Source organism: Paenibacillus taichungensis (assembly GCF_047302525.1).
Classification (GTDB): Bacteria; Bacillota; Bacilli; order Paenibacillales; family Paenibacillaceae; genus Paenibacillus; species Paenibacillus taichungensis_B.
Genome location: NZ_CP168020.1, coordinates 604,630 through 629,131, shown reverse-complemented (window position 1 = coordinate 629,131; position 24,502 = coordinate 604,630). Strand labels below are relative to the sequence as shown.

Genomic DNA, 24,502 nt, shown 5'->3' with positions numbered 1-24,502 from the left:
TTTTATCATGCATTGTACCAGAAGTCTCGACAATTCTCACTCTCTCGCAAAGATCAATTTAATTGGCTCTTATACAGGATTCTTACTCTATTGTATATAGTCATAATATACCATTACATATCTTGACAATAAGTCTATATGACCATAGACTAGCAAAAGACATTAGGGAATTAATAGGAGGTTTTACTGATAAGAGGTTCGAAAATTAGTTTTAACCAGAAATGATAATGTTCGATGTTTAGATTTTTTAGAAATTAGCTTTTGCAACAACTTAGAAAAACGAGAAAGTGGTGTACCATGAAACGTTTATTTTTGATTATGTTTACGCTCACCCTGTTATTGGCTGGATGCCAGAGCAATGACAAGGAGAGTAGCCCGTCCGAGAATAACCCCACAGAAATAGTAGAAGGCCCTAGCGTATTAAGTTTGAAGCAGAAGTACGGATCTGAATCGAATAAAGCGATTATGCCGATGTATAACGTAGCTCAAGATGAAGAATTTAAGTTTAAGTTTAAAGTAGATCTGAAAAATAGCCGTATACAAGCAAGTGATATGATTAGTGTACATACCGATATTAAGGCCCTTGAATCCAGCAAAGTTTACGCCATACCTGAAATCAATGACAATAGTGTCTCCATTAAGCCTCTTGGATGGGGTGTTTTAACCTCAGATAAGTTACGGACACAGGAGCAAAGCACTTGGGGCGGTGCCCCCATTTATTACATTCGTATTAACTATGATCTGGATGCCGAGAAGCTCACGCTACTGGATCAACCAATGATCATTCCTTTCACAGTGAAATCCGAACTGCCTGTTCCCAATCTCAAATATGAAATCGACAAGGATAAGCGCTTTAAACTGACTTGGGACAAGGTCGAAGGTGCAACCGAATATAAAATTTATAATCGTGCAGATCGAACGGTTATTTTTGAAACAAACAACGTACCCTTGCAAGGAGCGGAGAAAGCCTTCAATGGAAGCAATCCATTGGTTTTAACCACAACAACGGAAACATCCTTTAATGACTTTATGGAAGATGGAAAAGGCGGTCTCGGCACCATTAATGAGCAGATGACTTCTTATCAGAACCATGGTATGAAGGGTGAATATTACGTCACCGCGGTCAGCGGAGATAAGGAATCCAATTTCAGCAACGGTGTTGCCACTGCCCCCCTCTCTAATCAGTTGCCGATGGCTTTAAAAGAACAACTGTATATGAAGAAATTGAAGAACATGAATGAATTACCTAAAACAACAAGTATTGAGTACATCGATGGTTCGTTTTCCCAAGGAACGATTGTCTATGACACCACTGGGGTAGGAATTTCGGAGTTCAACGAAACCAATATTCCGTTTCACATCAAAGGAACAGCTCTGAAAAGTTACGTACGCGTAGAAAATATCACCCAAGAAGATCTGGACAAATTGAATAATCAAACGGTTGCTGAGTCCAGTAACGGACTGGTGGAACCGAAAAATGACACACCATACGTCCCTGCACCTGATGTGCCAACCATTATCAACAATCATGATACGCCTGCATCGGAGACTGCAACGGAAACAGAAACAGGACCGACGGTTGAAGAAGCTCCATCTACGGAGTCCACAACCGATACTGGAACGTCAGAAGATAAAACTGACCCGGTATCCAACGAGGCTTCCGATGATACTTCCGATAAGTCTTCCGATAAAGCTTCTGAGGAAATTACGAGTGAATCTCCTGATCCAGCTTCCGAGATTGAAGAGGATAATCTGGTAGATGAGCAGAAATCCAATACACAGCAGAATGTAGAACAAGGCAATCAGGAAACGGTTCCTGAGCCGGCTACAGGCGATGCAATGATCAATGCGGATTCTGCATTGGAAGAAGTTTTGGCTAAAAACATGGTTGCTGTCCAAGACAAGATCTCATTAAAAGCTTTTCCAGAGGCCCAGAATTTCACAACGCTCTCCGATGTTGTCCTGAAAGTGATGTACCAGAATCCATTGATTCTGGGTGTGGAAGGTTTTGAATACAATTACGGTACACTTACCCTGTCGATCCATTACAATGAGTCGGCAGATGTCATCCAGAAGAAACAGAGCGAGATTATTGCCAAAGCAAACGAAGTTGTTGCTTCCATCATCAAGGATGGCATGAAGGATGATGAGAAACGGAAAGCCATCTACGATTATCTGAACGATAACGCGAAGTATGATGATGCAGCATTGGAAAATGCGGAACAGAACAACTTTAAAAATGTCGATGCACAGTTCAATGATTCGTTTACCACTTACGGTATCCTTGTCAAAGGCGTTGGCGTATGTGCCAGCTATGCTTCCGTCTACAAACTGCTCTCCGATCTGTCTGGACTGGAAAGCATTGTCGTAACGGGAGCATCCAGCGGTGTTCCTCATGCGTGGAATAAGGTCAAAATCGGGAATGAATGGTTCCATGTGGATGCCACCAACAATTTGACCAATTCCGGTATTCCTTACTTCCTGTACAATGCAAATGATGAAACGGCTGCAAGCCAGAAAACGATAGCCGATAAGGATTACTGGCTTGATTCCGAACTCGCCCTTTTTAATGGCGAAAGTGATGCGAACGATTATTATGTACAGAACGATCTCGAAGTCGCTTCGATTAGTGAATACAAAACGAAGGCTGAGAGTGAACTGAAAAATGGAGAAAATCGGGTGATTCTCCGTTTTGCCTCACCTGTGGACTCTGATGAGCTGATGACAGCTGCAGGCGAAGCCCTCGCTACGGTAGATGAAGCCCTGCTGAATACAGCTCAATTGGCCACGCTCGGCAGCTACGCCATTCTGGAGCCTAACCCGGATCAGAAGTAATTCAATAATTAAGAAAAATTCCATAACAACAAAGAACTCCATTCACCTTCATCGGGAATGGAGTTCTTTGCTTCACTTGCCTATGATCACTGACCTATGATTCATAGGCTTTTTATATCCAAAATTACGGACTAACTGTACCACCATTGGCGTTCAATGTCTCACCGCTCACATAGCTTGATTCCTGGCTCGCCAGGAATACAAACGCTGGCGCCATTTCAGCAGGCTGTCCTGCACGGCCAAGCGGAGTATTAGATCCAAAATCAGCAAGCTTCTCTACGGGCTGTCCACCGACCACCTGAAGCGGTGTCCATACCGGACCTGGTGCGACGACGTTCACACGGATGCCTTTGCTGCCGACTTGTTGGGCCAGCGCTTTGCTGAAGGTGTTGATTGCTGCCTTTGTTGTCGCATAATCCAGCAGGATTGGAGATGGCTTGTATGCCTGAATAGAAGACGTGTTAATGATGGAGCTGCCTGGCTTCATGTGTTTCACAGCTGCTTTACAGAGCCAGAACATCGAATAGACATTAGTTTTGAATGTCGCATCAAATTGTTCTGTGGTCAGGTCGGCGATCTGCTCAACAAACTGCTGTTTACCTGCCACGTTGGCGAGGATATCGATCCCACCGAGCTCTTTTACAGCAGATTCAATGAGTTCTTCGCAGTATTTCTCATCCTTGAGGTCACCTGGAATCGCAACAGCCTTGCGGCCTGCCTCTTCGATCAGCTTGACCACTTCCTTCGCATCGGCTTCTTCCTCGGGAAGGTAAGCCAGAACGACATCCGCACCTTCACGGGCAAAAGCGATGGCGGCTGCCCGACCAATACCGCTGTCTGCTCCGGTTACAACAGCTTTACGTCCGGTCAGACGGCCGCTGCCTTTATAGCTTTTCTCACCTGCATCAGGTACAGGAGTCATTTCACGCTGAAGCCCCGGCTCCTCCTGCTGCTGTTTCCAATCTGATGTTGCCTTCGGATATTGTGTCGTCGGATCTTGCATGGTGTGCTGGTCTTGATTAGCCATGTTCAATTCCTCCTCAGATTAATTTACAATGATCACTACGATCACAGAATAACCTTACGATCGCTGTTATCCCCAGATTTTTTTCTCTCCTTTTATAAGGGGGAAATCCGGGGATAAAGGCGAACACTCCGTTTCTCCAGGTTATTTCTGCGCTCTTCGTTATCATGTAAATTTTAAATTTATTTATTATGTTGTTTTCATAAAAGTTGCACTCTTTCCTTTGTAACCGAGATGGGTGGAATTTAAACTGGCTCTGAAGATTTCCATGGCAAACCTTCCGACTTTGAATCTCCAGTAACTGGAGGTTGTATAATAGATCCTGAGGTGATTTCATTGAACCAAAGCAAAGATACATATTCGATCGGTGAAGCTGCCAAAATGATCGGCTCGACTGTCAAAACGATTCGTTATTACGATGAAATCAAGTTGCTCCGGCCCTCTTTTCATACAGAAGGTGGTCACCGTCTCTATACACCGCAAGATGTATGGCGGCTGGAACTTATCACAACGCTTCGCTATTTGAATTTTGGCATATCGGATATTCGCAAGCTGATGTCCGGTGAACTTGGCGTGTCCCAGGCGCTGGATCTACAGATTGAAGCCTTGGAAACTCAGATCGGGACAATGAATTCCATGCTCTCCATTCTGCAACAAGCCAAACAGCAGGAAGTGGAAGATACGCTTCATTCCGGACAGTCTCTAACCTATGTTTCAAGCCTGGTGGATTCGCTGACCGTCAATGCTCAAAAAAGGAAAAAATTCGTTTCCACCAAAATGGAAGAATCTCACCTGCTGGATGGCATCCCGCACGAATGGAGAGTTTCGTTTCTGCATTTTTTCGACAAATACATGATGAAAGATACAAAGCTATCTGCCCAACAAACACTGGCATGGAAGGAAATCCAGGAAATCATCAACGATCCGGCCTATATCGCCGATCTGGCCCGCCTTGAACTTCCTTTCTTCACCATGGCGAATCATCCACAGATTGAAGCAGATGCCTGGGTGAAAAAAATGGAGACCCTCCGCATTCGTGCCACTGAAGCTCTGGAGAAACGTTGGCCGTTAGATAGCCCCGCAGTGCAGAGCATGGTATGGGATTTTGTGATGATGTACGCCAGTATTGAACATGCTGGAGATCCGGAAGCATTTTTTCGCAAACAAGCTCGATATATGCTCGACTCCGTAACAGAGCGCATCCTTCGTTTTAACAAGCTCTGCAAGATCGTGAATCCTGAATGGAGCCAGATCGTAGACGGCATTAATCTGTTGCAAGAAGGCATGCGACTGCGGTTAAAACAAATGGAAGAAGACTGAATTCCAGTCCTCTTCCATTTTTAGATTCAACCTTTTTTCAATGAATAGGATGTGTGTTCTCCCACTTCACTGTCCAACTGGAGCGGTTGCCCTTTCAGATAGTGGTTAAAGAAGTCGATTGTTGTATCATTTACGATTTGGTGTGCTCCCCTTGCTTTTACACCCTGTGACCATTCGAGAATGGGAGATATCAGATAGAGGTCCGAGAAGCTTAGATGTTTGGTATTACTCAGTTCCATCCAGTAGTTTCCTCCCGCGGTCACTGGTTCATAACGTGCATACACTTCTTCGTAGTATTTCTCGGCTTCCGTACGAGTCGTGCCCATAGCTGCAATCTCGTCGTCACTCATGACACTTGTACCTGCAACGGTTGTGTCCGCGCTCATCATGAGAAACGGCTTGCCCACACCTTCGGCAGGAATGCGCTTCTCTCCAAACAATACGCCATCCATGTTCATACCAGCTTTGACACGAGGATCATCCATCAGCATCTGTACCGTTGTTGCTCCGCCAAATGAATGTCCAAACATGCCGATGTTGTCCAGATCCATATGACCGTTAAAACGCCCGTTTGCGTCATTGGCAGCCAGCTTCTCCACTTGATCCAGCACAAATTGCGCATCCTTCACCCATGTCTCGTTGAGCTTGTCCATATAACTGAACTGCAGTTGATCGAAGCCTTCCTTGCCCTCCGATTCAAACTGCGCCACACGCCCATCCGGGAACACCGAGACCAGACTACTGTACGTATGATTAATGCCCACAACAATATAACCTTGGCTGACCAGTTGCTCCACCTGGAACGTATTTTGGTTTTCATAACCATGCAGGCCATGAGAGAAAAGGATGACCGGATACTTGGCTTCCGCATCAGACAATGATGCCTCCAGAATGGCATGGGTTTTGACTTGACTCAGGCTTGAAAATAAAAGCTTTGGCAGCTTCAGCACATCATTAAAGGCTGTTGCATACACTTTCGGATCATTCACATAAGGAGCCGTTGTTCCCTTGGTGTCTTTATCCGTTGGATACCAGATCTGCACCATCAATTCCCGTTTGTCTCCGGCTGTACTCGTCAGCAATTCCTCCCGGCTCTCGTCCGTCCAATCGTAGGAAACCGTACCGATTCCGTAAGGTCCTGTTGGATTATCAAATGAAAATACCGGAAACAGAAGTGGCAGCCCCATCGTCACGGCAGCATATACCAATACCAACAGCGATGTTCCGATGATTCGAACACGTCCGAATTTCCGCACGACGGCTGATTTTGACCTCTTAGCGATTAACACAATCAGTGGAACCAGGGTGAGCAGATACGCCGGAATCATAGGCCAACGCAATCCCTCAATCACCCCATGAACCAACAATAACACAACCGATATGACCAATCCTCCCCACACCATTTTCCGAGATTTGTTCCGGTTCCCAATCAACCACACCAGCATTACTACATTGAAAATAAGATAAATCCATACCAGAGTTCTCATTATTCCTTGCCCCCTTCTCTGCCACAATTAAAATTAAAATATATCGTGCAGCAGCTCTTCTATTTCCAATCATAAAACCTCCAGTTACAGGAGATTCAAGCATGAATTTTAAAAAAAAAAAAAAATGCACTCCCTGCATAACACTGGATCTCCCGAAGGTTCTCCCATGTATTCAAGGAATGCACGTATGATATTACCTCTTCACATCAACATTTTATAATATGCGCTAGTGATGTTCGCCTTCATCTACCCGCTGTCTTTTTCCTATGCCAAATACGAAATATCCGATCACAACGATCGCCATAAATGTAGCCCCGACAATCAGGGGTAACCGCGTATCCGGGTTAAATGCCATACCGATAATAACGAGCGTCAGATATACGATGATGATATAGTTGCTGATTGGGAACCATTTGGATTTAAAATTGTGATCCCCCATCTCATTGCCCCAACGCTTTCTGAATCGGAACTGGCTGAAGGCCAGCGCGAACCATGGAACCATACCCGGAAGAACACTTGCACTGTAGATATACAGGAACAGTTTGGAGTCCGGCATCAGGTAGTTGAGTACCACACCCACCAGTAGCAAGGAAATCGTAATGATAATACTGTTGCGGGGAACCCCGCCTTTGGACAGCTTTTTGAAAAAGGCCGGTGCCTGTCCATTCTCCGCAAGCGTGTAAAGCATACGTCCTGCACTATAGATCCCACTGTTACATCCCGACATCGCCGCGGTAAGCACGACAAAGTTGATAATTCCCGCAGCAGCGACAATCCCGACTTTGGCAAACGTCAGTACAAACGGACTTCCCGTCTCTCCCACTTCATTCCAAGGGTACAATGTCACGATGACAAAGATGGCCCCAACGTAAAAAATGAGAATACGCCACACGATGTTTTTGATCGCTTTACGCAGCGTGATCTTCGGATTTTCTGCTTCACCTGCCGTAATCCCTACCATTTCAACGCCCTGATAAGCAGCCGTTACGATACACAGGGCAAAGAGGAAACCTTTGATCCCTCCTGGGAAAAATCCGCCATGGCTCACCAGATTCGATAGCCCAATGGGCTGTCCTCCATTCCCCCAGCCGAAGAAGATCAGTCCGGATCCAATCACGATCATGAAGACAATCGCCGTCACCTTGATCAGTGCAAACCAGAATTCGAATTCTCCATAGTACTTTACCGCTGCCAGATTCGCTGCCGCAATAATGAGCACGCCAGCCAAGGCAGGCAGCCATTGTGGAATATCAGGGAACCAGTAGCCTACATAAATCCCAATCGCGGTGACTTCTGCCATACCAACCGTTACCCAGAGGAACCAGTAACTCCAGGCAGTCAGGAACCCGGCGAGTGGACTGATATACTTATGAGCAAATGTGGCAAATGAACCTGTGACAGGCTCCTGAATCAACATTTCCCCCATAATACGCATGACAAAAAAGATAATGATCCCGGCCAACAAATAGGCCAGCAGCACCGAAGGACCTGCCCATTTGATCGTACTTGCCGATCCCATGAACAATCCAACCCCGATCGTACCTCCGAGTGCAATCAGCTCTACATGGCGGGGCTTTAGCCCTCTAGATAGTTGCTTTGATTCCAAACGATTCTCCCCTTTTCACATTCACATTAACGCAATGCAGAATTACTTCACCAAATTGTACGAGATGTGCCGCAGAAATACAACAAGGAATGTAAGGAAGCGGATTCATCGAATAAATAGGCAGCAGGCCATGCAAAACCAGAATAACCAGAGCATTCAATGCTTGTCCCCGTACATACTCATTTGCCTTAGTGTTCTCAATCAAGCCGTACAACAAATTAGCATCCCCATCATATATAGACGCAAGTACTCGTCCAATCCCCTCCGTGTGAAGAAGCTTCGAACAGAACGATAATTCCAGATTATATGGAGGTAGGCTCCAGCAAACTTTGCCGTTCAGCAACGGCATCTTCTCGCGACAACACAGCACATTCACGAAAAGCAAAATGCTTGCAGCCTAGGCACTTCTGGTGATTCAGATGTTGTAATGCATAATTGATGGCTTCACCGGTATGCTCAAACATGTGATCAGGATGAATGCGCTCCATTAAACCCGTTTTCCTCATCATCTCCAAGGGCTGCTCCTGAACGCCTGAAAACAGTATCATGCCACCGCATCGCTCAAAATGCTTCACCAAACTGGCAAGGTTGGCTTCACCTGTTGTATCCATAAAAGGAACCTTCCCCATACGCAGCAGCAGAATACCTGGTCTTTGATGAATCGAATCCATCACCGATTTCTCAAACACATCTGCCGCTCCAAAAAACAAAGGGCCTTCAATCGTATACATACTGATCTGCGGACAATCATGCCCTTCATGAACCATATGCGCCATAACCTTCTTATGCTTGTGATCGGGATCAGGCAGCACTTTGGCAACCTTCAGCATCTCGCTCATGCGCTTCACGAATAGAAGGACCGCCAGGATCAACCCCACCTCCACAGCGGTGGTTAGACTCGTAAAAACAGTGAGCAAAAAGGTAATGAGCAGTACGAGTGAATCACTCGTTTTGGTTTTCATTACATGTATGAACGATCTCCGCTCACTCATATTCCAGGCAACCAGCATCAGCACCGGGGCCATACTGGCAAGTGGGATGTGGGACGCATATGGTGCGAAGAGAACAAGCACAAGCAACACAACAACGGCGTGAATAACGCCAGAAAATGGCGATACTGCACCGGATTTAATATTCGTTGCCGTACGCGCAATGGCCCCTGTTGCTGGAATGCCCCCGAATAGCGGTGTCACCATATTCGCGATCCCCTGCCCAATCAGCTCCCGATTGCTGTTATGACGGCTCCCGGTCATGCCATCTGCAACAACAGCTGATAAAAGCGATTCGATACCGCCCAGCATGGCGATGACAAAAGCGGGCTGCAGCAAACTCACCACACGAGCCCATGTGATCTCTGGAATATGAAACTGGGGTAGCGCTCCTGGGATAACACCGAAGGTCGAGCCAATCGTAGCCACCTGATCCTTGAAAAAGAGTGCAGCCACGACGGTGGATAGAAAAAGACCGAGCAGCGAGGCTGGTACCTTTGGTGCAAACTTTGGCACAAGCAAAAGAACAACTAGACAAATTCCAGCTGTCAACAAACTGTATATATTAATCGTCGAGATATGTACACCGATTTCTTTCATATTGGACCAGAAATCCTCGTGCTTCTCGATGCCGCTCAGCCCCAGAAAATTCGCAATTTGCCCACTAAAAATAATCACAGCAATACCCGCCGTAAATCCAATGGTCACGGGTCTTGGAATAAATTTGATCAACGCGCCAAGCTTGAAAACGCCCATAAGTACAAGCATCAATCCGGCCATTATCCCGGCAATAAGCAGATTTTCGTATCCATACTGCATGACAATGGCGAAGAGGATCGGAATAAATGCACCCGTTGGACCACCAATCTGGAATTTGGACCCCCCCAGCAAGGAAATGAGAACGCCCGCGATAATCGTTGTATACAGACCATACTCGGGTTTGACTCCGGAAGCTATCGCAAACGCCATTCCGAGCGGGATCGCAATAATGCCCACGATCAGTCCGGATAACAGATCCTTGCGAAAAGCGGAAGCATTGTATCCTGCAAATCTCCCCATCCATTTCATCGGTCTTAACCTTCTTTTCTTTATATATTTGAATATTTGAATATAATAAAAAGACTACTCCGGTCTGTGCTGTCTGTCAATCGTAATGCTCACAACAGTTACCCTCATAAAACGCAAAAAACAAGAAGTTACCTGAACTTGCTTCCGGTTCCTCTTGTTTAATGTGTTTAAGTATCTTTTCGAATGTCTTCCAGCATGGAAATGGCATCAACCAAATGATTATCAAAAATCTTTTTAGCAACGGCCAGCAGGTCTTTAATCAAAGGGTCGCGAAGCGAATAAGTAACTGTCGTTCCTTCTTTTAATCCCTGGACAACGTTTTTGCTGCGCAATACAGCCAACTGCTGCGAGACGGCGGAGCCTTCCGATCCCAGAATGCTTTGCAGTTCATTCACATTTTTCGCCCCATCGCTCAGCAGCTCCAGAATCTGAATTCGCATCGGATGCGCCAACGCTTTGAAAAAATCCGCTTTAAACTGTTGTATGCTCTGATTCATACGCTATGCCCCTTCAACCAAACTTTTGAAGATGCAAATATCATAACATATAACATATTGAAAGGAAGTAGAAAGGAAATGTAACGCTCTATGTCGTCCGTGAAGGGTTCATTGGTCGGATTTTAGCCGTAAAGAATCTAAAGGAATCTATAGGCAGCCCTGAGCTGTTTTCTTAATTATCCTAAAGGCAGATGAACCATCACCGTCGTCCCATCACCTTCCTGGCTTTTCATTTCGACGGTTCCGTGATGGAGCATCACAATTTTCTTGACGATCGCAAGGCCCAGACCGTTACCGCTGATGCTGCGGTTTCGCGACAGGTCTGTTTTATAAAACCGATCAAACACATACTCCAGCTGCTCTGGCGCTATTCCAATGCCCGTATCCGTTATCATGAAGTGAATTTCATTCGCTACCTGGTTCGTCCGTATGTGAATATGCCCGCCTGCTGGCGTAAACTTGATGCTGTTCCCCAGCAGATTCATCCAAACCTGATTAAGCTGATCCCGATCTGCTGTAACTTGAATCGGTTCTGCCAACTCCAGATGAACCTGAATATTTTTGGTGGACCACTGCGGCTCGCAGGTAACGATAATTTGCCGAATTTGCTCATCAAGATTATAGGTAGCAGCCTCGAATGGATGATGATCGGAGTCCAGAGATGCAAGCTCCAGCAGATTATCGCTAAGTCTGGATAGCCGTCCACTCTCCGTAATAATGATATCGAGGTAATAGTTACGATCAGCTTCGGCAACCAGACTACTATTTTTCATCGCCATGGCAAAACCGGAAATAGAGGTCAGCGGGGTTTGAATCTCATGAGATACATTGGAAACAAAATCCTGTCTCATCTGTTCTAACTGTTTGAGCTCACTCGCCATCTCATTAAAGCTGTGTGTTAAAGCTCCCATTTCGTCCACACGTTTCGTTTGGATTTCCACGTCAAAATCACCCTTCGCCAGCCGTTTGGTTGCACGAGTCAATACCTGAATCGGTTTCACCAAGTACCTTGCAGCAATAAGAATACATAGGCTTCCGATAAACAGTGCGAGTAATAATACCAGGAAGACCATCCGATTAATGATATTTTCGTTCTGCGGGGAATATTGCATGAACACGGCTTGTGGCTCCCCTTGGAATGGGAAAGGAAGACCGATAAAGGTCTGATCCACCTCAGCCGGAGAACGATAGACCTGACCCTGCAATACCATTTGAACCACCTCTGGTGCAATTTGAACGGTCTCCGTATTGTCCAGATCATAGTATGTTACGTTGCCGGAAACATCATATAGATGAATGGGATAGGTGGATATCTTCACCATACTTTTAATGAATGCCTCCCGGTCCTCCGGGTGTGTTTGTTCATAGAGACGTATCATTTCCTCACCTGCTGCAATCATGTCATTCTGACCGAGATGGTTTACTTCTTTTTTGAATAGAAAGAGCCCTATGAGGAAAGACGACAGCAGGCTGAAAATAATGACAATCAGAAATGTGAAAATGATGCGAACGTATAAGGTCTTGATCATGTGATCACTAACCGGTAGCCCAGACTGCGGGCCGTTTCAATCTGAAAATGGTGGACATCACCAGCAAATTTTTCCCTTAATCGCTTAATGTGAACGTCAACCGTTCGGTCATCCCCTTCATAGTCGCTCCCCCAGATTTTCGTAATTAGCTGTTCCCGGGTAAATATCTGCCCAGGCTGATTCGCCAGCATGAACAGCAATTCGAACTCCTTTAAAGGCAGATTGAGCGTCTCCTCCCCTCGAATCACTTGAAAGCTGCGGCGATTCAGTGTAATGCCCCCCAATTGAATCGTTTGGGAAGAGACAATCAGATACCGTTTCAGCAATGCTTTCACTCTCATCACAAGCTCCAGTGGATCGAAGGGCTTCGTCAAATAATCATCTATTCCAAGCTGGAATCCCTTCACTTTCTGAGCCGATTCCCCTTTTACCGTAACCATCAAGAGCGGCATATTCAGATCCATGCGCCGGATCTCCCGGCATAGTTCCCAACCATCCAATTTTGGCATCATAATATCGAGGATAACCAGATCAATTGGGGATTTCTCAACAATATCCAATGCTTCTGCACCGTCTTTAGCCACCACGATCTCAAATCCCTCATTCCGCAAAAACAAGGTAATCAGCTCACGAATGTGCACATCGTCGTCCACGACAAGGATTTGGGTCATATCAAATGCATGCCTCCAATATATTTCTTCTCCTCTTCCACCTGGGTGGAGGGTTCAACCAAAATGCCAGCCCAACAGATTCCAATGATAGAAAAATAAACATAAGGTTACTGCTGCTAGAGTTACGAACGTATAGTACACACGCTTAGGTAACGTCCAATATTTGTTTTTCCATGCCATAACGTTCATCGTTACGATTGCCACACTCCATCCCACAAGAATCAGAGGCATGAACAGATAAAGACGTAGAGATAGTGGAATATGACTGAGTCGATCGATCAGATCTAAGTTCATCACCAGAAGTGTAGCTCCCAAGGTCACCAATGACCACACGGACGAAACTACCGACAGCAGGACTGCCCATTTCTGCGCCCTTGGCATCGCTTTGATTTTGCGTCTACGATAAACAGCTCCCAGTAGTACGGTAATGAACAGAACGGCCGAGATACCGAGCAACGGAAGCCAGAACTTCGATTGATTAATTAACAGGGTTGGCTCCAGTGGCATGGGGTTGAGTATATCCAGAAACAGATACGTGACCTTGCCCTCTGTATCCGTACGGAATCCCATCTGATGCTTCCCGCCGACTTCCTGGAATAGATTCACTCCAATCGGAGTGTATACTTGCTGATCTGCACCACTTCCAATCGACAGCCGGTTATCCGAAACCTCAATATTGATCTGAGTCAGAAAACTGAAAAACTTATCGATCTTCGTGTGATTACGACGTGTAAATTGATATGAGCCAGCATATTTCTCCAGAGGCTCCCCTAGTTCAATAGAGGTTGCAGCAGGCTGCTTCGTCATATGGGCAGGATAGTAACGATCAAAGAAGGCTTGCGCCAATCCTCCTGCTGCCGTTCCACCGTCCCCTCCACTATAGGAAACAAATATGCCGACTTGTTGGTCTGGTACAAGATAGAGCGCTGTATTAAATAGCTCGTCGGCACCTCCATGAGAGATCACACGCAGTCCATTCATATTCAACTCATAAAAGCCCAAGTCCATGGCAGGTAAACGTTCGTCAAACTGGAACGCCGGGGAATGCATAAGCCTGGCGGTTTCCGGCTTGAGAATTTGCTTATCCTCATATCGTCCGTCCTGTAAATGGGCAATCATGAAATGAGCCATATCATTCGCCGAGACACTGCCTGATCCTGCTGGTCGGAAGCCGCCTTCAAACGTAGGGCGCTTGGTTACATACTCGCCATTGGCTCGGGCATATCCAAGTACGGCATAGGGCTTCAACGATGCCGGAACAGGCTCCTCCACCGTAGCATACTTCATGCTCAGCGGATCAAATATATTTTTCCGTATATAGTCATTATAAGCAATGCCACCAACTTCTTCGACGATAAGTCCCGCGAGTGAGGCACCATAGTTGGAATAGGCCATCATCTCGCCTGGAGGCATGACCCGTGCTGGCATATGGTTTGCCATTGTTTCTGCAATGGAAACGGGGAGCTTCTCTGGATCGGTGGTAATCTGATATCCAACACCGCCTTCCTCAAAGCCTGCCGTATGGGTCATGAGATGACGTAATGTAATTGGTTCCGCATAGGTTGGTGGTATTTTCACCGTTTTCAGATAGGTGTTAACGTCAGTGTCCAGATCAAGCTTTCCCTCCTCAACCAGCTGCATCACTGCGGTCCATGTGAACAGCTTTGTGGTCGACGCAATCCGAAACAGGCTGGTCTCGGGATCAACGGGTTTATTTTCTTCGATGTTCGAATGTCCGTACCCTTTGGAGAGCAGAATCTTCCCATCCTTCACAATCGAAATGACTGCACCCGGAATCTGTAAAGAATCCATTTGAACATCCATAATCCCATCAATGAATGCTGCTAGCTTTTCTTTGTTATCAAGGTTAACAGCGACTCCCTTCTCTTGGTTACCAGAACTCAATCCGGAAGAGTAAGCCTCTGCTGATACGGGAGCTTTAACCCCTAACCAAGTTGCCCCTAGCGTAGTACCCAACAATACCAGTAACATCATTTTGCAAGCCATTTTCCTTATCGACGATGACATAACAAACCTCCACCACTCCGTATATTTTGTGTTGATCACTGTTCCTCGGCTTTCTTTCGAGAGCATATCAAGAACGTATGAACGGAGCGTGAACCTTTTAGTCATATTTTGCCAAATATAATTGGCTTTAGTAAGATAGGGGAAGGTTGAATATGAAAGGGAGAATGGATATGCCTGACTTTTTACTAGTCTTGTTTTTGTTTAATTTATCTTTATTTCTACTGCACGAAATGGACGCCATTAGAAGATCTGAGTGGAAATTGTTTATGGTGCTGAAAGTTATGGAAGATGAAAAAGCCTATAAATGCTTCACATTCGTTCACCTACCACTCTACACCGTCATACTCGCACTGCTTTTTAGCTCATATCAAACGATTACGTTCTGGGTGCTGGATATATTTTTCATCATCCATGCGGTACTGCACCTATTTTTCGAAAAACACTCTCGTAATGAATTTAAGAATTCATTTTCCAGATCATTTATTTACCCCATGGGGATTATTGGGGCCATCCATTTGTTAGCGTTAATATTGTAAATTCCCGCTATTTACAACTGTATTTTATTGGTATATATTATAGCCGTCAGGAATGTTAACGCTAACATAAACTGAAAAAAGGAGGATGTCTCCATCCATTTTCGAAAAGGTTTTCGTTTTAGTGAGGTTACCCTTTAAAACATTTCATTTTGAAAGGATGAGGTATCGATGAAAAAACTAAGCAGCACCTTATTTGTATTTTTTATGGGCATATCCCTTATGTTCGGCCTGACCGCATCAGCTAATCCCGCCATCGTAAGTTATGGAGGCAGCTATTCCAATACGCTCACTGCTGGTCAAGGATACACCTACATTCTCCCGAATGCCAAAACCACCGGTACGAGCGTAAAAATTACGGCATCCGCAGCCAATGCACTTCAACTGCACTACTACTGGAGCTACAATAATACGACAATTGATCTGGGGACAGCCATCGTAAATAGCACCAATTACAACGGCGGATCAGCCTACTACAGCCCTGGCACTCTGGTCACTGTGGTAGAACGCGTACCCGCGTCCACGACGTTGTACCCTTCCGTATCCTACACGATTTCTTTCAATTAACAATACAACGAACACATAGTAACTATTCTTATATGAAGATTTAAATACATGAACTCTTTCAGTTTAATCAAAAATGCACCTCTTAGAAGTACAAATTGGAGCCTGCCAAGGAATCCATAAACTTCTGTTGGGGTGCTTTTTTTCTGTGAACGGTGAGGCCCCATTTATAGTAAACTGGAGAAAAGGTCTAATCATTCGGGAGGTCTGCTTATGCAAGAGCAACATGCTGCACGAGTCGAATTATTCGTTTCCAACACTCAGATCATCAAAAAATCATTCAAGTGGCAAAATGTGATGATGCACCGTCTGGCAGCCCTTTTATATGCAGCGGAAAATAAACAAGCCGATGGCGAGGCCATTCGCCAAAGTCATGAATTGATTAAGCAAAACACCAATCTCTTTTCGACCTTCAGGGGAAATTCGGCGATCAGCATCGCCACCTTACTCTCGCTTACGACAGATCAGGAAAAGAAACTGGAAGACACCCTCCTTATCTATGATCTGATGAAAAAAATCAAATTTCGTACGTCCGATTTTCTGGTTATTGCCGCCTATCAGATTGCAGCTCACGCGACTCCTGACCAATTCGAGCATAAGGTCGAACGAGCCAAATCATTTTATGATCACATGAAAGCCCAGCACCGCTTTCTTACCGGACAGGACGACTATATTTTTGCTGCCATGCTGGCCCTTTCCGATCTCGACGTGGAATCCGGTGTGACCCGTATGGAGCAGCTCTATGTTGAATTAAAACCTGAGTTCTCACCGGGCAATAGCGTGCAGGCATTAACACAGGTTCTGGTCCTAGGCGATGATAATCCGGAGGCGGGCGCTCATGTGATAGCGTTAAATGAGGCATTCCGCAGACGGGGAATACGATTAGACAAAATGTACACCCTGCCGGCTCTGGGGATCCTCTCCCTACTGCCCGCTGACAGAGATACGCTGGTAGAGCAAGTTGAGGAAACGTATGAGTGGTTGCGTACACAGAAGGGCTTTGGTGCCTGGTCAATCAACAAACAGGAATTGCTGCTGCTCACGTCCTCGCTGGTGGCAGTGCAATATGTGGAGGATCTTCGAAACGGCGTCCTGACCACGACGGTCTCCACTAGCATCACCAACATTATCATAGCCCAACAGGCCGCCATGGCCGCTGCTGCAACATCGGCTGCCGTCGTAGCTTCGACTTCATCGAACTAAAGGTTATAAAATGCATCTTACAAAATAAAACAGGCCCTCTGGAACCATCCAGAAGGCCTTCTACCTTTGAATCCATCATTGTTGTTAGTCATCACTACTAAACAATTCCTGTGTCACGAAATTCCTCAATGAAACTATCCAGCCAATCCGAACCATAGTCCAGCGCACCCATATCACTTTCGATAAAAGCAACATCCAGACCCATGACCCAAAATCGGCGAGCGATAATAAAGAGATCAACAGCCTGTTCATCTTCGGCAGAGAAGCTTCTAACTGAACGATATCCTGCCATGAGCGCACTCCATAACACTTCTTTTTGCTCACCAGACTGTCTCTTCCGAGCCTTCACCTGCGCCAGATCGTAGGCACGCCAGCCTTTAGCTGCCCACTCGAAGTCATAATGGATGAACTGATTCCCCTGCTGAAAAGCGTTATTGTTCCCATGCATATCGCCATGACACAGCCCCGTGTCCAAACCTTGTTTGGATGCAACGCCGATGCGTTCTTTTAACTCTCTAGCAAACGTATGTAGGAATGATGATGCTTCATTTTTTTCACCGATGTAGTTAATGATTCGTTCAAGAGGCTCGTCAATTAGCAACTTCGTATCCAACTCATATCGCGGCTGCTCCAATACCACTTGGTCCATCGCCTTATGCAGCTCAGCCGCAGACTGACCAAAAGCGTAACATGACTGTTCATCCTCAAGGTTGTTCTCCGTACCCTCAATATACCGAAACATCACAGCAACCCGCTTGCCTTCAGCGGCCTCCAACACAGTATATCCAGTATGATCTTTCTTCTCGATGTACTCTCCAATATCGGTATGTACAGATGAACCTAAAATGCCCTTTAATTGAGATAACAGGGACAGTTCGTAACGTACATCATTTTCCGTAATTTCAGTATGGTAGACACGAAGAATATACATGCCAGAGGAAGTACGTACCCGGTAGGTATCATTTAACCCTCTCAGCCAGAATAAACATTCTTCCCACGGTCCGATGTCATACTGATCACTCAATGCAAATTCCAGATATTTAGGATTGAGCACTGAACGTAAAGCAGTCGGTTGATTGAACATATGTATGCTCCTTCAGTTTGATATGATCTTTACTATATTTACAGATAAATGATTACTTCATCTATCAACCTATAACATAGTATATTTTTAATTTATTTTCCAGAATATATATTTAATCCGGTGAATGCATAGCTGAATTCATTTCGCCTCTTTTATGCGCACAAATCACTTTCACAGCCTTGACCTTGAAGTATACTTCAGGCTTTATACTGTGGATATCATACTTTATGGATGAGAGGCGGCGCACAGATGAGTGTAAATATATATAACAAAAAACGCTCTATCAAGAGCTATCTATTAGAAAAATACATCGGAACTTTAGATAGCAAGAAGAATTTATCCACGCGAGAAAACACCCTGAAGCACTTGGAGCACATGGGTGTAGAGAACAATAAACCTTATGAGCTGGGTAAGGTTAAATTAATCTCCTCAGTAAATGAACGTTCCTTTGAAGACATCCAGGTATTTACTTTAAATGACCAAAGTTCCCCTGAACAACGGGTAATTCTATATATACACGGCGGCGCTCATACGCACCAGCCTCTAACCTTTCATTGGAAGTTCATGGACCGCATCGCACAATCGTTGAATGCCAAAGTTATAGCACCCATCTATCCCAAAGTGCCTCATTTCAACTATCAGCATACTTATCCAAGACTCTTGAACTTATACCGGGAAATCATTGAATCGATAAAGAGTCCTGCACAACTTACCATTATGGGAGATTCAGCGGGCGGAAATATTTCGCTCAGTTTCGCACATTACATTAAGATGAATCTTCTTCCTCAACCCAAAGATATCATTTTGTTATCTCCATGTGTGGATATGGTTCTGGACAACCCGGTAATATTCGACTATGAGACCCGAGATCCGATGCTGGCTGTGGAAGGCTATGATGTAATTCGGGGAATATGGGCGGCAGATAAAGATCTGGATGATCCACTGATCAGCCCAATCTACGGAGATTTCAAAGGACTCGGAAAGATTACCATTTTCATCGGAACCCATGAAGGTTTATTTCCCGACAACATGAAGCTCGACAAACTGCTTACCGACCAGGGCATTGACCATAATACCTTTGTATATCCCAAAATGAATCATGTCTTTGTGCTTTACCCTATTCCTGAAGCCAAGGATGCAGAGCGCAAAATCATTAATATTATTAAGCAATGATCACATGAATTGCATATATGAGACTACTACTGAAAAAAACCAAGGAAAATCTCATTCAGCACTTGTAAATTGTATTATTCCGGGTATAATACTCGGTATATAGAAAAGCGTAGCTGACTGGAGTGAATAACGCCATGGATTCTTTGACACAAACTTGGGTTAACGATTATTTGGACTTATATAATTATGCCCGTACCATAGAAGACTTGGAATGGGCTGAAGATATTCTCAGGAAGCTTCAAGATCAGAAGGATGCGTTGCTGGAGGAAGAACGAAAAGCGATACTGCTCCGTGAGTTGCTTACAAGCTATGACCGAATCAACAAGCAACTGATAGACATTTTCAGCAAACTGAGAGTCGCTTCAGAGGGTTACCAGACTGAGTCTTTACAGGAGCAATGGTTCAAATTGAAGCTAATGCGGATTGATGTCTCTCGGAAGATTCTTCAATATAAATAAAATAAATAAGAAAAAAAGCCGGTCTGCAGTTCGTCTGCTTAACCCGCCTTGATTAAAGGCTTATTATTCTTTTGATGCGTACAGTCAACTGTTCCGCACGTATGTAAAGCCCGCCAGCTTTACATAAAATGAATGATCGATAATTACATGGATGCTTTCTTCATGTTGCTCATCATACCCATCATTGTTGTCATCATTTCGTCGCATTCTTGCATACAGGACATCATTTTATTCATGTCCATGCCTTCCATCATGCTTTTGTCTTCCATGCATTCCATCATCATCTTCATGGATTTCATCTTGCACATCATTTCTTCCATACACATATTCATCATCATGTTCATACACATATTTTCCATTTCAACTTCCTCCTTTCAATTATAGTAAACTTCCTTTTTTTAGCATAAACGATTCCCCACTTAAAAGCAATCTTTTTCCTCTTGCCTTTTCCGTGAAATCGATGTATAATACGCACTTCACTTATCAATCCTGTCGGAAATAAAGGCTTTTGTGGAGAGATGATCTCTCCGCAAAGGCCTTTTTGTATGCCTACCTAAGTCTTGAATAACTGGATTATCTATCAAATTTATCCTTGTTCAGCAAATGTAGGTCCTTTACAATAACTTTAGAAATTCCCGTATATCGATTTCTTTATTGAACAATATCCATATATGGTATATGGAATAGCACTTCCTTAATTACGATATAAGCTCTTACTTGAGTTTATATAAAAAAATGATACAGGAGGCTATCGAATGTTCAGATTCATTTTACCGTCTTCAAAGCTAGTATTGATTTGCTGTCTGCTGGTGCTTACAACGGTAAGCATGCTGTTCAACAGTCCCAAGGCGTTGTCACATGGTTACGTAGAAGGGCCAGCGAGCCGAGCTGCACTGTGTGCTTCGGGAGTCAATCAAGATTGCGGCAGTATCGTGTATGAACCCCAAAGCCTGGAAGCACCTAAAGGCTTCCCTACTGCAGGGCCTACGGACGGCCATATTGCAAGCGCTAACGGCGTCTTCCCTAAGCTCGATGAGCAATCCGCCACACGTTGGTCGAAAGTGAATATGTCTAGTGGCAGTAATACGTTTACTTGGAAGCTGACAGCTAACCATTCAACGGCAAGCTGGAAATATTATATTACGAAAACGAACTGGAATCCGAATGCACCTCTATCCCGTGATTCGTTTGACCTGACACCGTTCTGTTCAGTTCCTTATAATGGCAGCCAACCTCCATTTAGCTACACCAACTCATGCAACGTACCAGATCGCAGCGGTTATCATGTCATTCTAGCAGTCTGGGAGGTTGCGGATACTCCCAACGCCTTCTATAATGTCATCGACGTAAACTTCTCCGGGACGAACCCGGTTGATAATGTGGCACCAACACCTCCAGCTTCACTTGTGGCAACTGCAACTGCTGCGACCAGTACATCCTTGTCGTGGAAGGCTTCCTCAGATAATGTAGGGGTAACGGGGTATAAAATTTACAACGGGACTACCTTAATAGGCAATGTATCTGGCACAACTACAAGCTATACCGTAACAGGGCTGACAGCAAGCACGGCTTATACCTTTACGGTCAAAGCAGTCGACGCAGCAGGCAATGAATCTGCAGCCAGTAATAGTGTAAGCGTCACCACAACTGCACCTCCTGCAAACGACACTACCGCACCTACATCTCCAGGCGGGCTGCATGTGATGGGAACACCAACCGCGTCCAGCATTCAACTGATGTGGACGGCATCTACGGATAATGTAGGAGTTACAGGGTATAAAATTTATAACGGCTCTACTTTAGTTACAACAACATCCGGGACGGCAACGTCTTATACGGTAACCAATCTTGAAGCGAACACAACCTACAACTTCTCGGTTTATGCTGTTGATGCAGCAGGCAACCAGTCTGCTGCTAGCACAGTCAGCGGTAAAACAGCCGCTGCTTCTACTGCACCTGCATGGGCAGCTAATACTCAATACACAGCGGGTACAATCGTGAGCTACAATAACCTGACGTATAAATGCCTTCTTACACACACATCTCAAGTGGATTGGATCCCTTCGGCAACACCAACCCTCTGGCAGCTGCAATAACGGGATTGACTGGAGGATTAGTTAAAAAGAAGTTCTTATAAGATTCTGATTACAACCATAGCCGGTCCATATTCAGGGGATCGGCTGTGTATTACACCATGCAAAATAAGACGCTTCAGGAATTAGTCCCGAACGTCTTATTGCTTTCTTTTTATGTTTCTATACCGATTTTATCAAGCCAATATGGGTGATCCGGGTGTCATACGGATCTAATTCCACGGTTTGTTTCCCATACTCGGTATCAATTGTCGTCGTTTGAACCTGATCACTATTGTTAATGACGACCAATATTTTACTCTCCGGATAATAAGTACACTCTGTAAATAAGTTATCCGTAATGTACTTCGAATCATGGAATTCATGACCTGCAAAGCGAATCAGATTCAGCAGCAGCCTTGTGTTCTCCCAACTGAATTCGAATGAAGGCAGGTAGATTCCTTTTCCTTTACCAAAGTCATGTGCAGACAATGTAATCATACCATCCGTTTCATCCACCACAGCCGCTGTTCCATCGGTAAGATATATGTTATTCTTCGGCGCTATTTTTGCCCCTTCCGGCAACAAACCGTGCTCATCGCAAGTCTCATATGTCCATTTTCCATGAACCACCCTGGCGCCAGTATCCTCATCCACCCCAAGAACATGTGCCATTCTGAAAAAGCTGTCGTACCCTTCTACCGCTGATGGCTGGTTGATACCAATAAAAGTACCGCCTTCATACACCCATTTGGTCAGCAGGTCCACACATTGGTGGTCATTCCAAAGTTCTCCGCCGCTCCAGGCTGAACCGGCAGAGCCGGCATTGATCACGACATCACAATTTTGCAGTACGCCCTGACGGATATCTTCAAAATCAATGAACTGCACTTCAACTGGTAAGCCTGACAAGGCTTCATTTACATGAATCAAGTCATGCATATACGTTTCATGGAAATGGCCAGACAATGTCCACGATCTTAATTTGCCCCAGCTATGCAGAACAGCTACCTTGGTCTTTATTTGATAGGGCTTGCCTTCATTATGAAGCTCTTTTATTTCCCTGAACTCGTTCGCAATCTTCTCGATATAATCGCAAAAGTCCGGGTAAGGCTCAACCAGATGCAGATATCCACCCAACCCAATCCGGTCAATCGGCTCTCTGAGCAAAGCGCGCCTTATATTGATCCAATACTTTTTGGCATCCAGCGTGGGGTCTCCGCCCTCCTTAAAGGTAGGAAGTCCGCCTAAGCCAACCGGAAACAAGTAGGGATGCAACCGAATCTCACGGGTATCCACGTTGACACCTGAACACATCCTTGCCTCATAACCGGAGAACACACATTTAATCATCCCGTCGAATCCAAACTCCTGAAAGCGGTCATTGTAAGGCTCCATGCCAACCCAGCTGTCATCATAAAAGACATACGCCAGCTTGCCGTGGTTATGCACGATATCAATTAACTTCTTCCCAAATTCGATGACAAAATCATTGATAAATGCCATCCAGTCCAGCTTGCGCTGCTGCGCCGGGATATGACCCACGCGATATTTGCCGCCATTCACAAAATCCTCAGCAGAGAGCGAATATCCAACTTTTTTGGCAAACAGATCAAGTGCTCTTGAACTTACCGTGAAATCATATGAGCCCCAATCCGAGAAGAGATGGCGATTACGCTCGTCGCTGCCCCAGATCCAAGCGAAATTATAAAATAATGAGGTAGAACGAACCACCGTTGTTTCCTGATGTCGCTGACACCAATCCTCCATCCAATCCAGCAGATATGTCTGCGTTTCCGAATAGATCGGATCAATCTGCATCAAATGCTCCTTGTCCCAATGATTCGTCGTGTGATTATACATCGAGATCTCTTCCCAGATCCGATAGGCCATGAAGCTTACCGTGTATTTATGCCAAGGGACAATGCCGGTAATGACCACATGGCCGGATTCCCGTTCATAATTCCACTGTCCTTTTGGCACTTCCTCCCCGGTTGTCCGGTCAAAGACCTGCCAGTACTTAAACGCTTCTTTCGAATCATTAACCTTGAATTGTTCAGCAAAAAAATCCTCCATCAGATAGAAAGATACATAATCTTGTACAGCTACCTTCGGATTCGTAATTAAAAAACATTGTTGTAGCTTATCTTGATTTCGAGATGCCCACTCATTATGATCCCGGATGATGCAGATGGTCGAATAAATGCCATACCCCGCGTTGATAATTTCATCGGATAATTGTGTACCGTCACTGTCTCGAATGACATCGGCACCCCACCGTTCGGCAAGTTCCAAAGTCAGTGCCTCATAACCGGATTCGCCGGGTAGTGTAAAGGAGCCTTTGATTGGTTTGGACAACTT

General features: G+C 45.1%; 21 protein-coding genes. 8 read left to right on the top strand and 13 right to left on the bottom strand.

Annotation, left to right across the window (positions count from 1 at the left end; translation table 11 throughout):
- Positions 1–297: 297 nt before the first annotated feature.
- Positions 298–2,835, top strand: a complete 2,538-nt coding sequence (locus tag ACDJ58_RS02910) for a transglutaminase domain-containing protein (RefSeq protein ID WP_413375332.1) — start codon at positions 298–300, stop codon at positions 2,833–2,835.
- 124 nt (positions 2,836–2,959) lie between these two features.
- Here the strand turns inward: ACDJ58_RS02910 and ACDJ58_RS02905 are convergent, their stop codons facing one another.
- Positions 2,960–3,862 carry an SDR family oxidoreductase gene (locus ACDJ58_RS02905; RefSeq protein WP_024631293.1) on the bottom strand — a complete coding sequence of 301 codons (903 nt, stop codon included), beginning with the start codon at positions 3,860–3,862 and terminating at the stop codon, positions 2,960–2,962.
- Positions 3,863–4,195: 333 nt separating this feature from the next.
- Here ACDJ58_RS02905 and ACDJ58_RS02900 point away from each other — a divergent pair, with 333 nt between their 5' ends.
- The gene (locus ACDJ58_RS02900) at positions 4,196–5,179 is read left to right on the top strand and encodes a MerR family transcriptional regulator (protein WP_413375329.1); all 984 of its coding nucleotides are present in this window, start codon (positions 4,196–4,198) and stop codon (positions 5,177–5,179) included.
- Positions 5,180–5,205: 26 nt separating this feature from the next.
- Here the strand turns inward: ACDJ58_RS02900 and ACDJ58_RS02895 are convergent, their stop codons facing one another.
- The 9 genes from ACDJ58_RS02895 to ACDJ58_RS02855 all read right to left on the bottom strand — a co-directional run bounded on the left by ACDJ58_RS02895 (position 5,206) and on the right by ACDJ58_RS02855 (position 15,054).
- Positions 5,206–6,519, bottom strand: a complete 1,314-nt coding sequence (locus tag ACDJ58_RS02895; RefSeq protein WP_413375326.1) for an alpha/beta hydrolase family protein — start codon at positions 6,517–6,519, stop codon at positions 5,206–5,208.
- Between the two features lie 4 nt (positions 6,520–6,523).
- A complete protein-coding gene (locus ACDJ58_RS02890) occupies positions 6,524–6,805 on the bottom strand; it encodes a hypothetical protein (protein WP_413375324.1) in 282 nt (93 codons plus the stop codon).
- Between the two features lie 87 nt (positions 6,806–6,892).
- Positions 6,893–8,272, bottom strand: a complete 1,380-nt coding sequence (locus ACDJ58_RS02885; protein ID WP_413375322.1) for an amino acid permease — start codon at positions 8,270–8,272, stop codon at positions 6,893–6,895.
- Positions 8,250–8,621, bottom strand: a complete 372-nt coding sequence (locus tag ACDJ58_RS02880; protein ID WP_413375320.1) for a DUF1186 domain-containing protein — start codon at positions 8,619–8,621, stop codon at positions 8,250–8,252. Before ACDJ58_RS02880 ends, ACDJ58_RS02885 begins: the two co-directional genes overlap by 23 nt.
- On the bottom strand, positions 8,575–10,329 hold the full coding sequence (locus tag ACDJ58_RS02875) for a SulP family inorganic anion transporter (RefSeq protein ID WP_413375318.1): 1,755 nt from the start codon (positions 10,327–10,329) through the stop codon (positions 8,575–8,577). Before ACDJ58_RS02875 ends, ACDJ58_RS02880 begins: the two co-directional genes overlap by 47 nt.
- Before the next feature lie 167 nt (positions 10,330–10,496).
- Positions 10,497–10,826, bottom strand: a complete 330-nt coding sequence (locus ACDJ58_RS02870) for an ArsR/SmtB family transcription factor (RefSeq protein WP_076291641.1) — start codon at positions 10,824–10,826, stop codon at positions 10,497–10,499.
- A gap of 176 nt (positions 10,827–11,002) precedes the next feature.
- Positions 11,003–12,355: a sensor histidine kinase gene (locus tag ACDJ58_RS02865; RefSeq protein ID WP_413375316.1), complete on the bottom strand. Its 1,353-nt coding sequence runs from the start codon at positions 12,353–12,355 to the stop codon at positions 11,003–11,005.
- Positions 12,352–13,026, bottom strand: coding sequence for a response regulator transcription factor (locus ACDJ58_RS02860; RefSeq protein WP_413375314.1), 675 nt, complete (start codon positions 13,024–13,026; stop codon positions 12,352–12,354). Before ACDJ58_RS02860 ends, ACDJ58_RS02865 begins: the two co-directional genes overlap by 4 nt.
- Positions 13,027–13,080: 54 nt before the next feature.
- Positions 13,081–15,054 (bottom strand): serine hydrolase domain-containing protein, encoded by a 1,974-nt coding sequence (locus tag ACDJ58_RS02855; RefSeq protein WP_413375312.1) that lies wholly within the window; start codon positions 15,052–15,054, stop codon positions 13,081–13,083.
- 152 nt (positions 15,055–15,206) lie between these two features.
- Here ACDJ58_RS02855 and ACDJ58_RS02850 point away from each other — a divergent pair, with 152 nt between their 5' ends.
- From ACDJ58_RS02850 to ACDJ58_RS02840, 3 genes are all read left to right on the top strand, one after another.
- Complete coding sequence (locus ACDJ58_RS02850; protein WP_413375310.1) at positions 15,207–15,590, top strand: DUF6713 family protein; 384 nt, start codon at positions 15,207–15,209, stop codon at positions 15,588–15,590.
- A gap of 168 nt (positions 15,591–15,758) precedes the next feature.
- Positions 15,759–16,154, top strand: coding sequence for a hypothetical protein (locus tag ACDJ58_RS02845; protein WP_413375308.1), 396 nt, complete (start codon positions 15,759–15,761; stop codon positions 16,152–16,154).
- Between the two features lie 210 nt (positions 16,155–16,364).
- Entirely contained in the window at positions 16,365–17,354 is a 990-nt protein-coding gene (locus ACDJ58_RS02840; protein WP_413375306.1) for a DUF4003 family protein, read from the top strand.
- Between the two features lie 97 nt (positions 17,355–17,451).
- Here ACDJ58_RS02840 and ACDJ58_RS02835 read toward each other — a convergent pair whose 3' ends face one another.
- Positions 17,452–18,438 carry a phosphotransferase gene (locus ACDJ58_RS02835; RefSeq protein ID WP_413375304.1) on the bottom strand — a complete coding sequence of 329 codons (987 nt, stop codon included), beginning with the start codon at positions 18,436–18,438 and terminating at the stop codon, positions 17,452–17,454.
- Between the two features lie 249 nt (positions 18,439–18,687).
- Between ACDJ58_RS02835 and ACDJ58_RS02830 the strand changes: the two genes are divergently transcribed.
- Entirely contained in the window at positions 18,688–19,611 is a 924-nt protein-coding gene (locus ACDJ58_RS02830) for an alpha/beta hydrolase fold domain-containing protein (RefSeq protein WP_413375302.1), read from the top strand.
- Positions 19,612–19,745: 134 nt separating this feature from the next.
- A complete protein-coding gene (locus tag ACDJ58_RS02825) occupies positions 19,746–20,069 on the top strand; it encodes a hypothetical protein (RefSeq protein WP_175380976.1) in 324 nt (107 codons plus the stop codon).
- 143 nt (positions 20,070–20,212) lie between these two features.
- Here ACDJ58_RS02825 and ACDJ58_RS02820 read toward each other — a convergent pair whose 3' ends face one another.
- On the bottom strand, positions 20,213–20,428 hold the full coding sequence (locus ACDJ58_RS02820; RefSeq protein WP_063567124.1) for a hypothetical protein: 216 nt from the start codon (positions 20,426–20,428) through the stop codon (positions 20,213–20,215).
- A 396-nt stretch (positions 20,429–20,824) separates the two neighbouring features.
- On the opposite strand from ACDJ58_RS02820, the gene ACDJ58_RS02815 reads away from it, so the two are divergent.
- Positions 20,825–22,165 (top strand): lytic polysaccharide monooxygenase, encoded by a 1,341-nt coding sequence (locus ACDJ58_RS02815; RefSeq protein WP_413375299.1) that lies wholly within the window; start codon positions 20,825–20,827, stop codon positions 22,163–22,165.
- 159 nt (positions 22,166–22,324) lie between these two features.
- On the opposite strand, the gene gnpA is transcribed toward ACDJ58_RS02815, so the two are convergent.
- Entirely contained in the window at positions 22,325–24,499 is a 2,175-nt protein-coding gene (gnpA, locus tag ACDJ58_RS02810; RefSeq protein WP_413375297.1) for a 1,3-beta-galactosyl-N-acetylhexosamine phosphorylase, read from the bottom strand.
- Positions 24,500–24,502: the final 3 nt, after the last annotated feature.

What these genes read in the sequence shown, in the direction of transcription:
- ACDJ58_RS02910 (WP_413375332.1), top strand. Translation starts at nt 298, where the DNA reads ATGAAACGTTTATTTTTGATTATGTTTACGCTCACCCTGTTATTGGCT.
- ACDJ58_RS02905 (WP_024631293.1), bottom strand. Translation starts at nt 3,862, where the DNA reads ATGGCTAATCAAGACCAGCACACCATGCAAGATCCGACGACACAATAT.
- ACDJ58_RS02890 (WP_413375324.1), bottom strand. Translation starts at nt 6,805, where the DNA reads ATGCAGGGAGTGCATTTTTTTTTTTTTTTAAAATTCATGCTTGAATCT.
- ACDJ58_RS02880 (WP_413375320.1), bottom strand. Translation starts at nt 8,621, where the DNA reads ATGCCGTTGCTGAACGGCAAAGTTTGCTGGAGCCTACCTCCATATAAT.
- ACDJ58_RS02875 (WP_413375318.1), bottom strand. Translation starts at nt 10,329, where the DNA reads ATGAAATGGATGGGGAGATTTGCAGGATACAATGCTTCCGCTTTTCGC.
- ACDJ58_RS02870 (WP_076291641.1), bottom strand. Translation starts at nt 10,826, where the DNA reads ATGAATCAGAGCATACAACAGTTTAAAGCGGATTTTTTCAAAGCGTTG.
- ACDJ58_RS02865 (WP_413375316.1), bottom strand. Translation starts at nt 12,355, where the DNA reads ATGATCAAGACCTTATACGTTCGCATCATTTTCACATTTCTGATTGTC.
- ACDJ58_RS02860 (WP_413375314.1), bottom strand. Translation starts at nt 13,026, where the DNA reads ATGACCCAAATCCTTGTCGTGGACGACGATGTGCACATTCGTGAGCTG.
- ACDJ58_RS02855 (WP_413375312.1), bottom strand. Translation starts at nt 15,054, where the DNA reads ATGTCATCGTCGATAAGGAAAATGGCTTGCAAAATGATGTTACTGGTA.
- ACDJ58_RS02850 (WP_413375310.1), top strand. Translation starts at nt 15,207, where the DNA reads ATGAAAGGGAGAATGGATATGCCTGACTTTTTACTAGTCTTGTTTTTG.
- ACDJ58_RS02845 (WP_413375308.1), top strand. Translation starts at nt 15,759, where the DNA reads ATGAAAAAACTAAGCAGCACCTTATTTGTATTTTTTATGGGCATATCC.
- ACDJ58_RS02840 (WP_413375306.1), top strand. Translation starts at nt 16,365, where the DNA reads ATGCAAGAGCAACATGCTGCACGAGTCGAATTATTCGTTTCCAACACT.
- ACDJ58_RS02835 (WP_413375304.1), bottom strand. Translation starts at nt 18,438, where the DNA reads ATGTTCAATCAACCGACTGCTTTACGTTCAGTGCTCAATCCTAAATAT.
- ACDJ58_RS02830 (WP_413375302.1), top strand. Translation starts at nt 18,688, where the DNA reads ATGAGTGTAAATATATATAACAAAAAACGCTCTATCAAGAGCTATCTA.
- ACDJ58_RS02825 (WP_175380976.1), top strand. Translation starts at nt 19,746, where the DNA reads ATGGATTCTTTGACACAAACTTGGGTTAACGATTATTTGGACTTATAT.
- ACDJ58_RS02820 (WP_063567124.1), bottom strand. Translation starts at nt 20,428, where the DNA reads ATGGAAAATATGTGTATGAACATGATGATGAATATGTGTATGGAAGAA.
- ACDJ58_RS02815 (WP_413375299.1), top strand. Translation starts at nt 20,825, where the DNA reads ATGTTCAGATTCATTTTACCGTCTTCAAAGCTAGTATTGATTTGCTGT.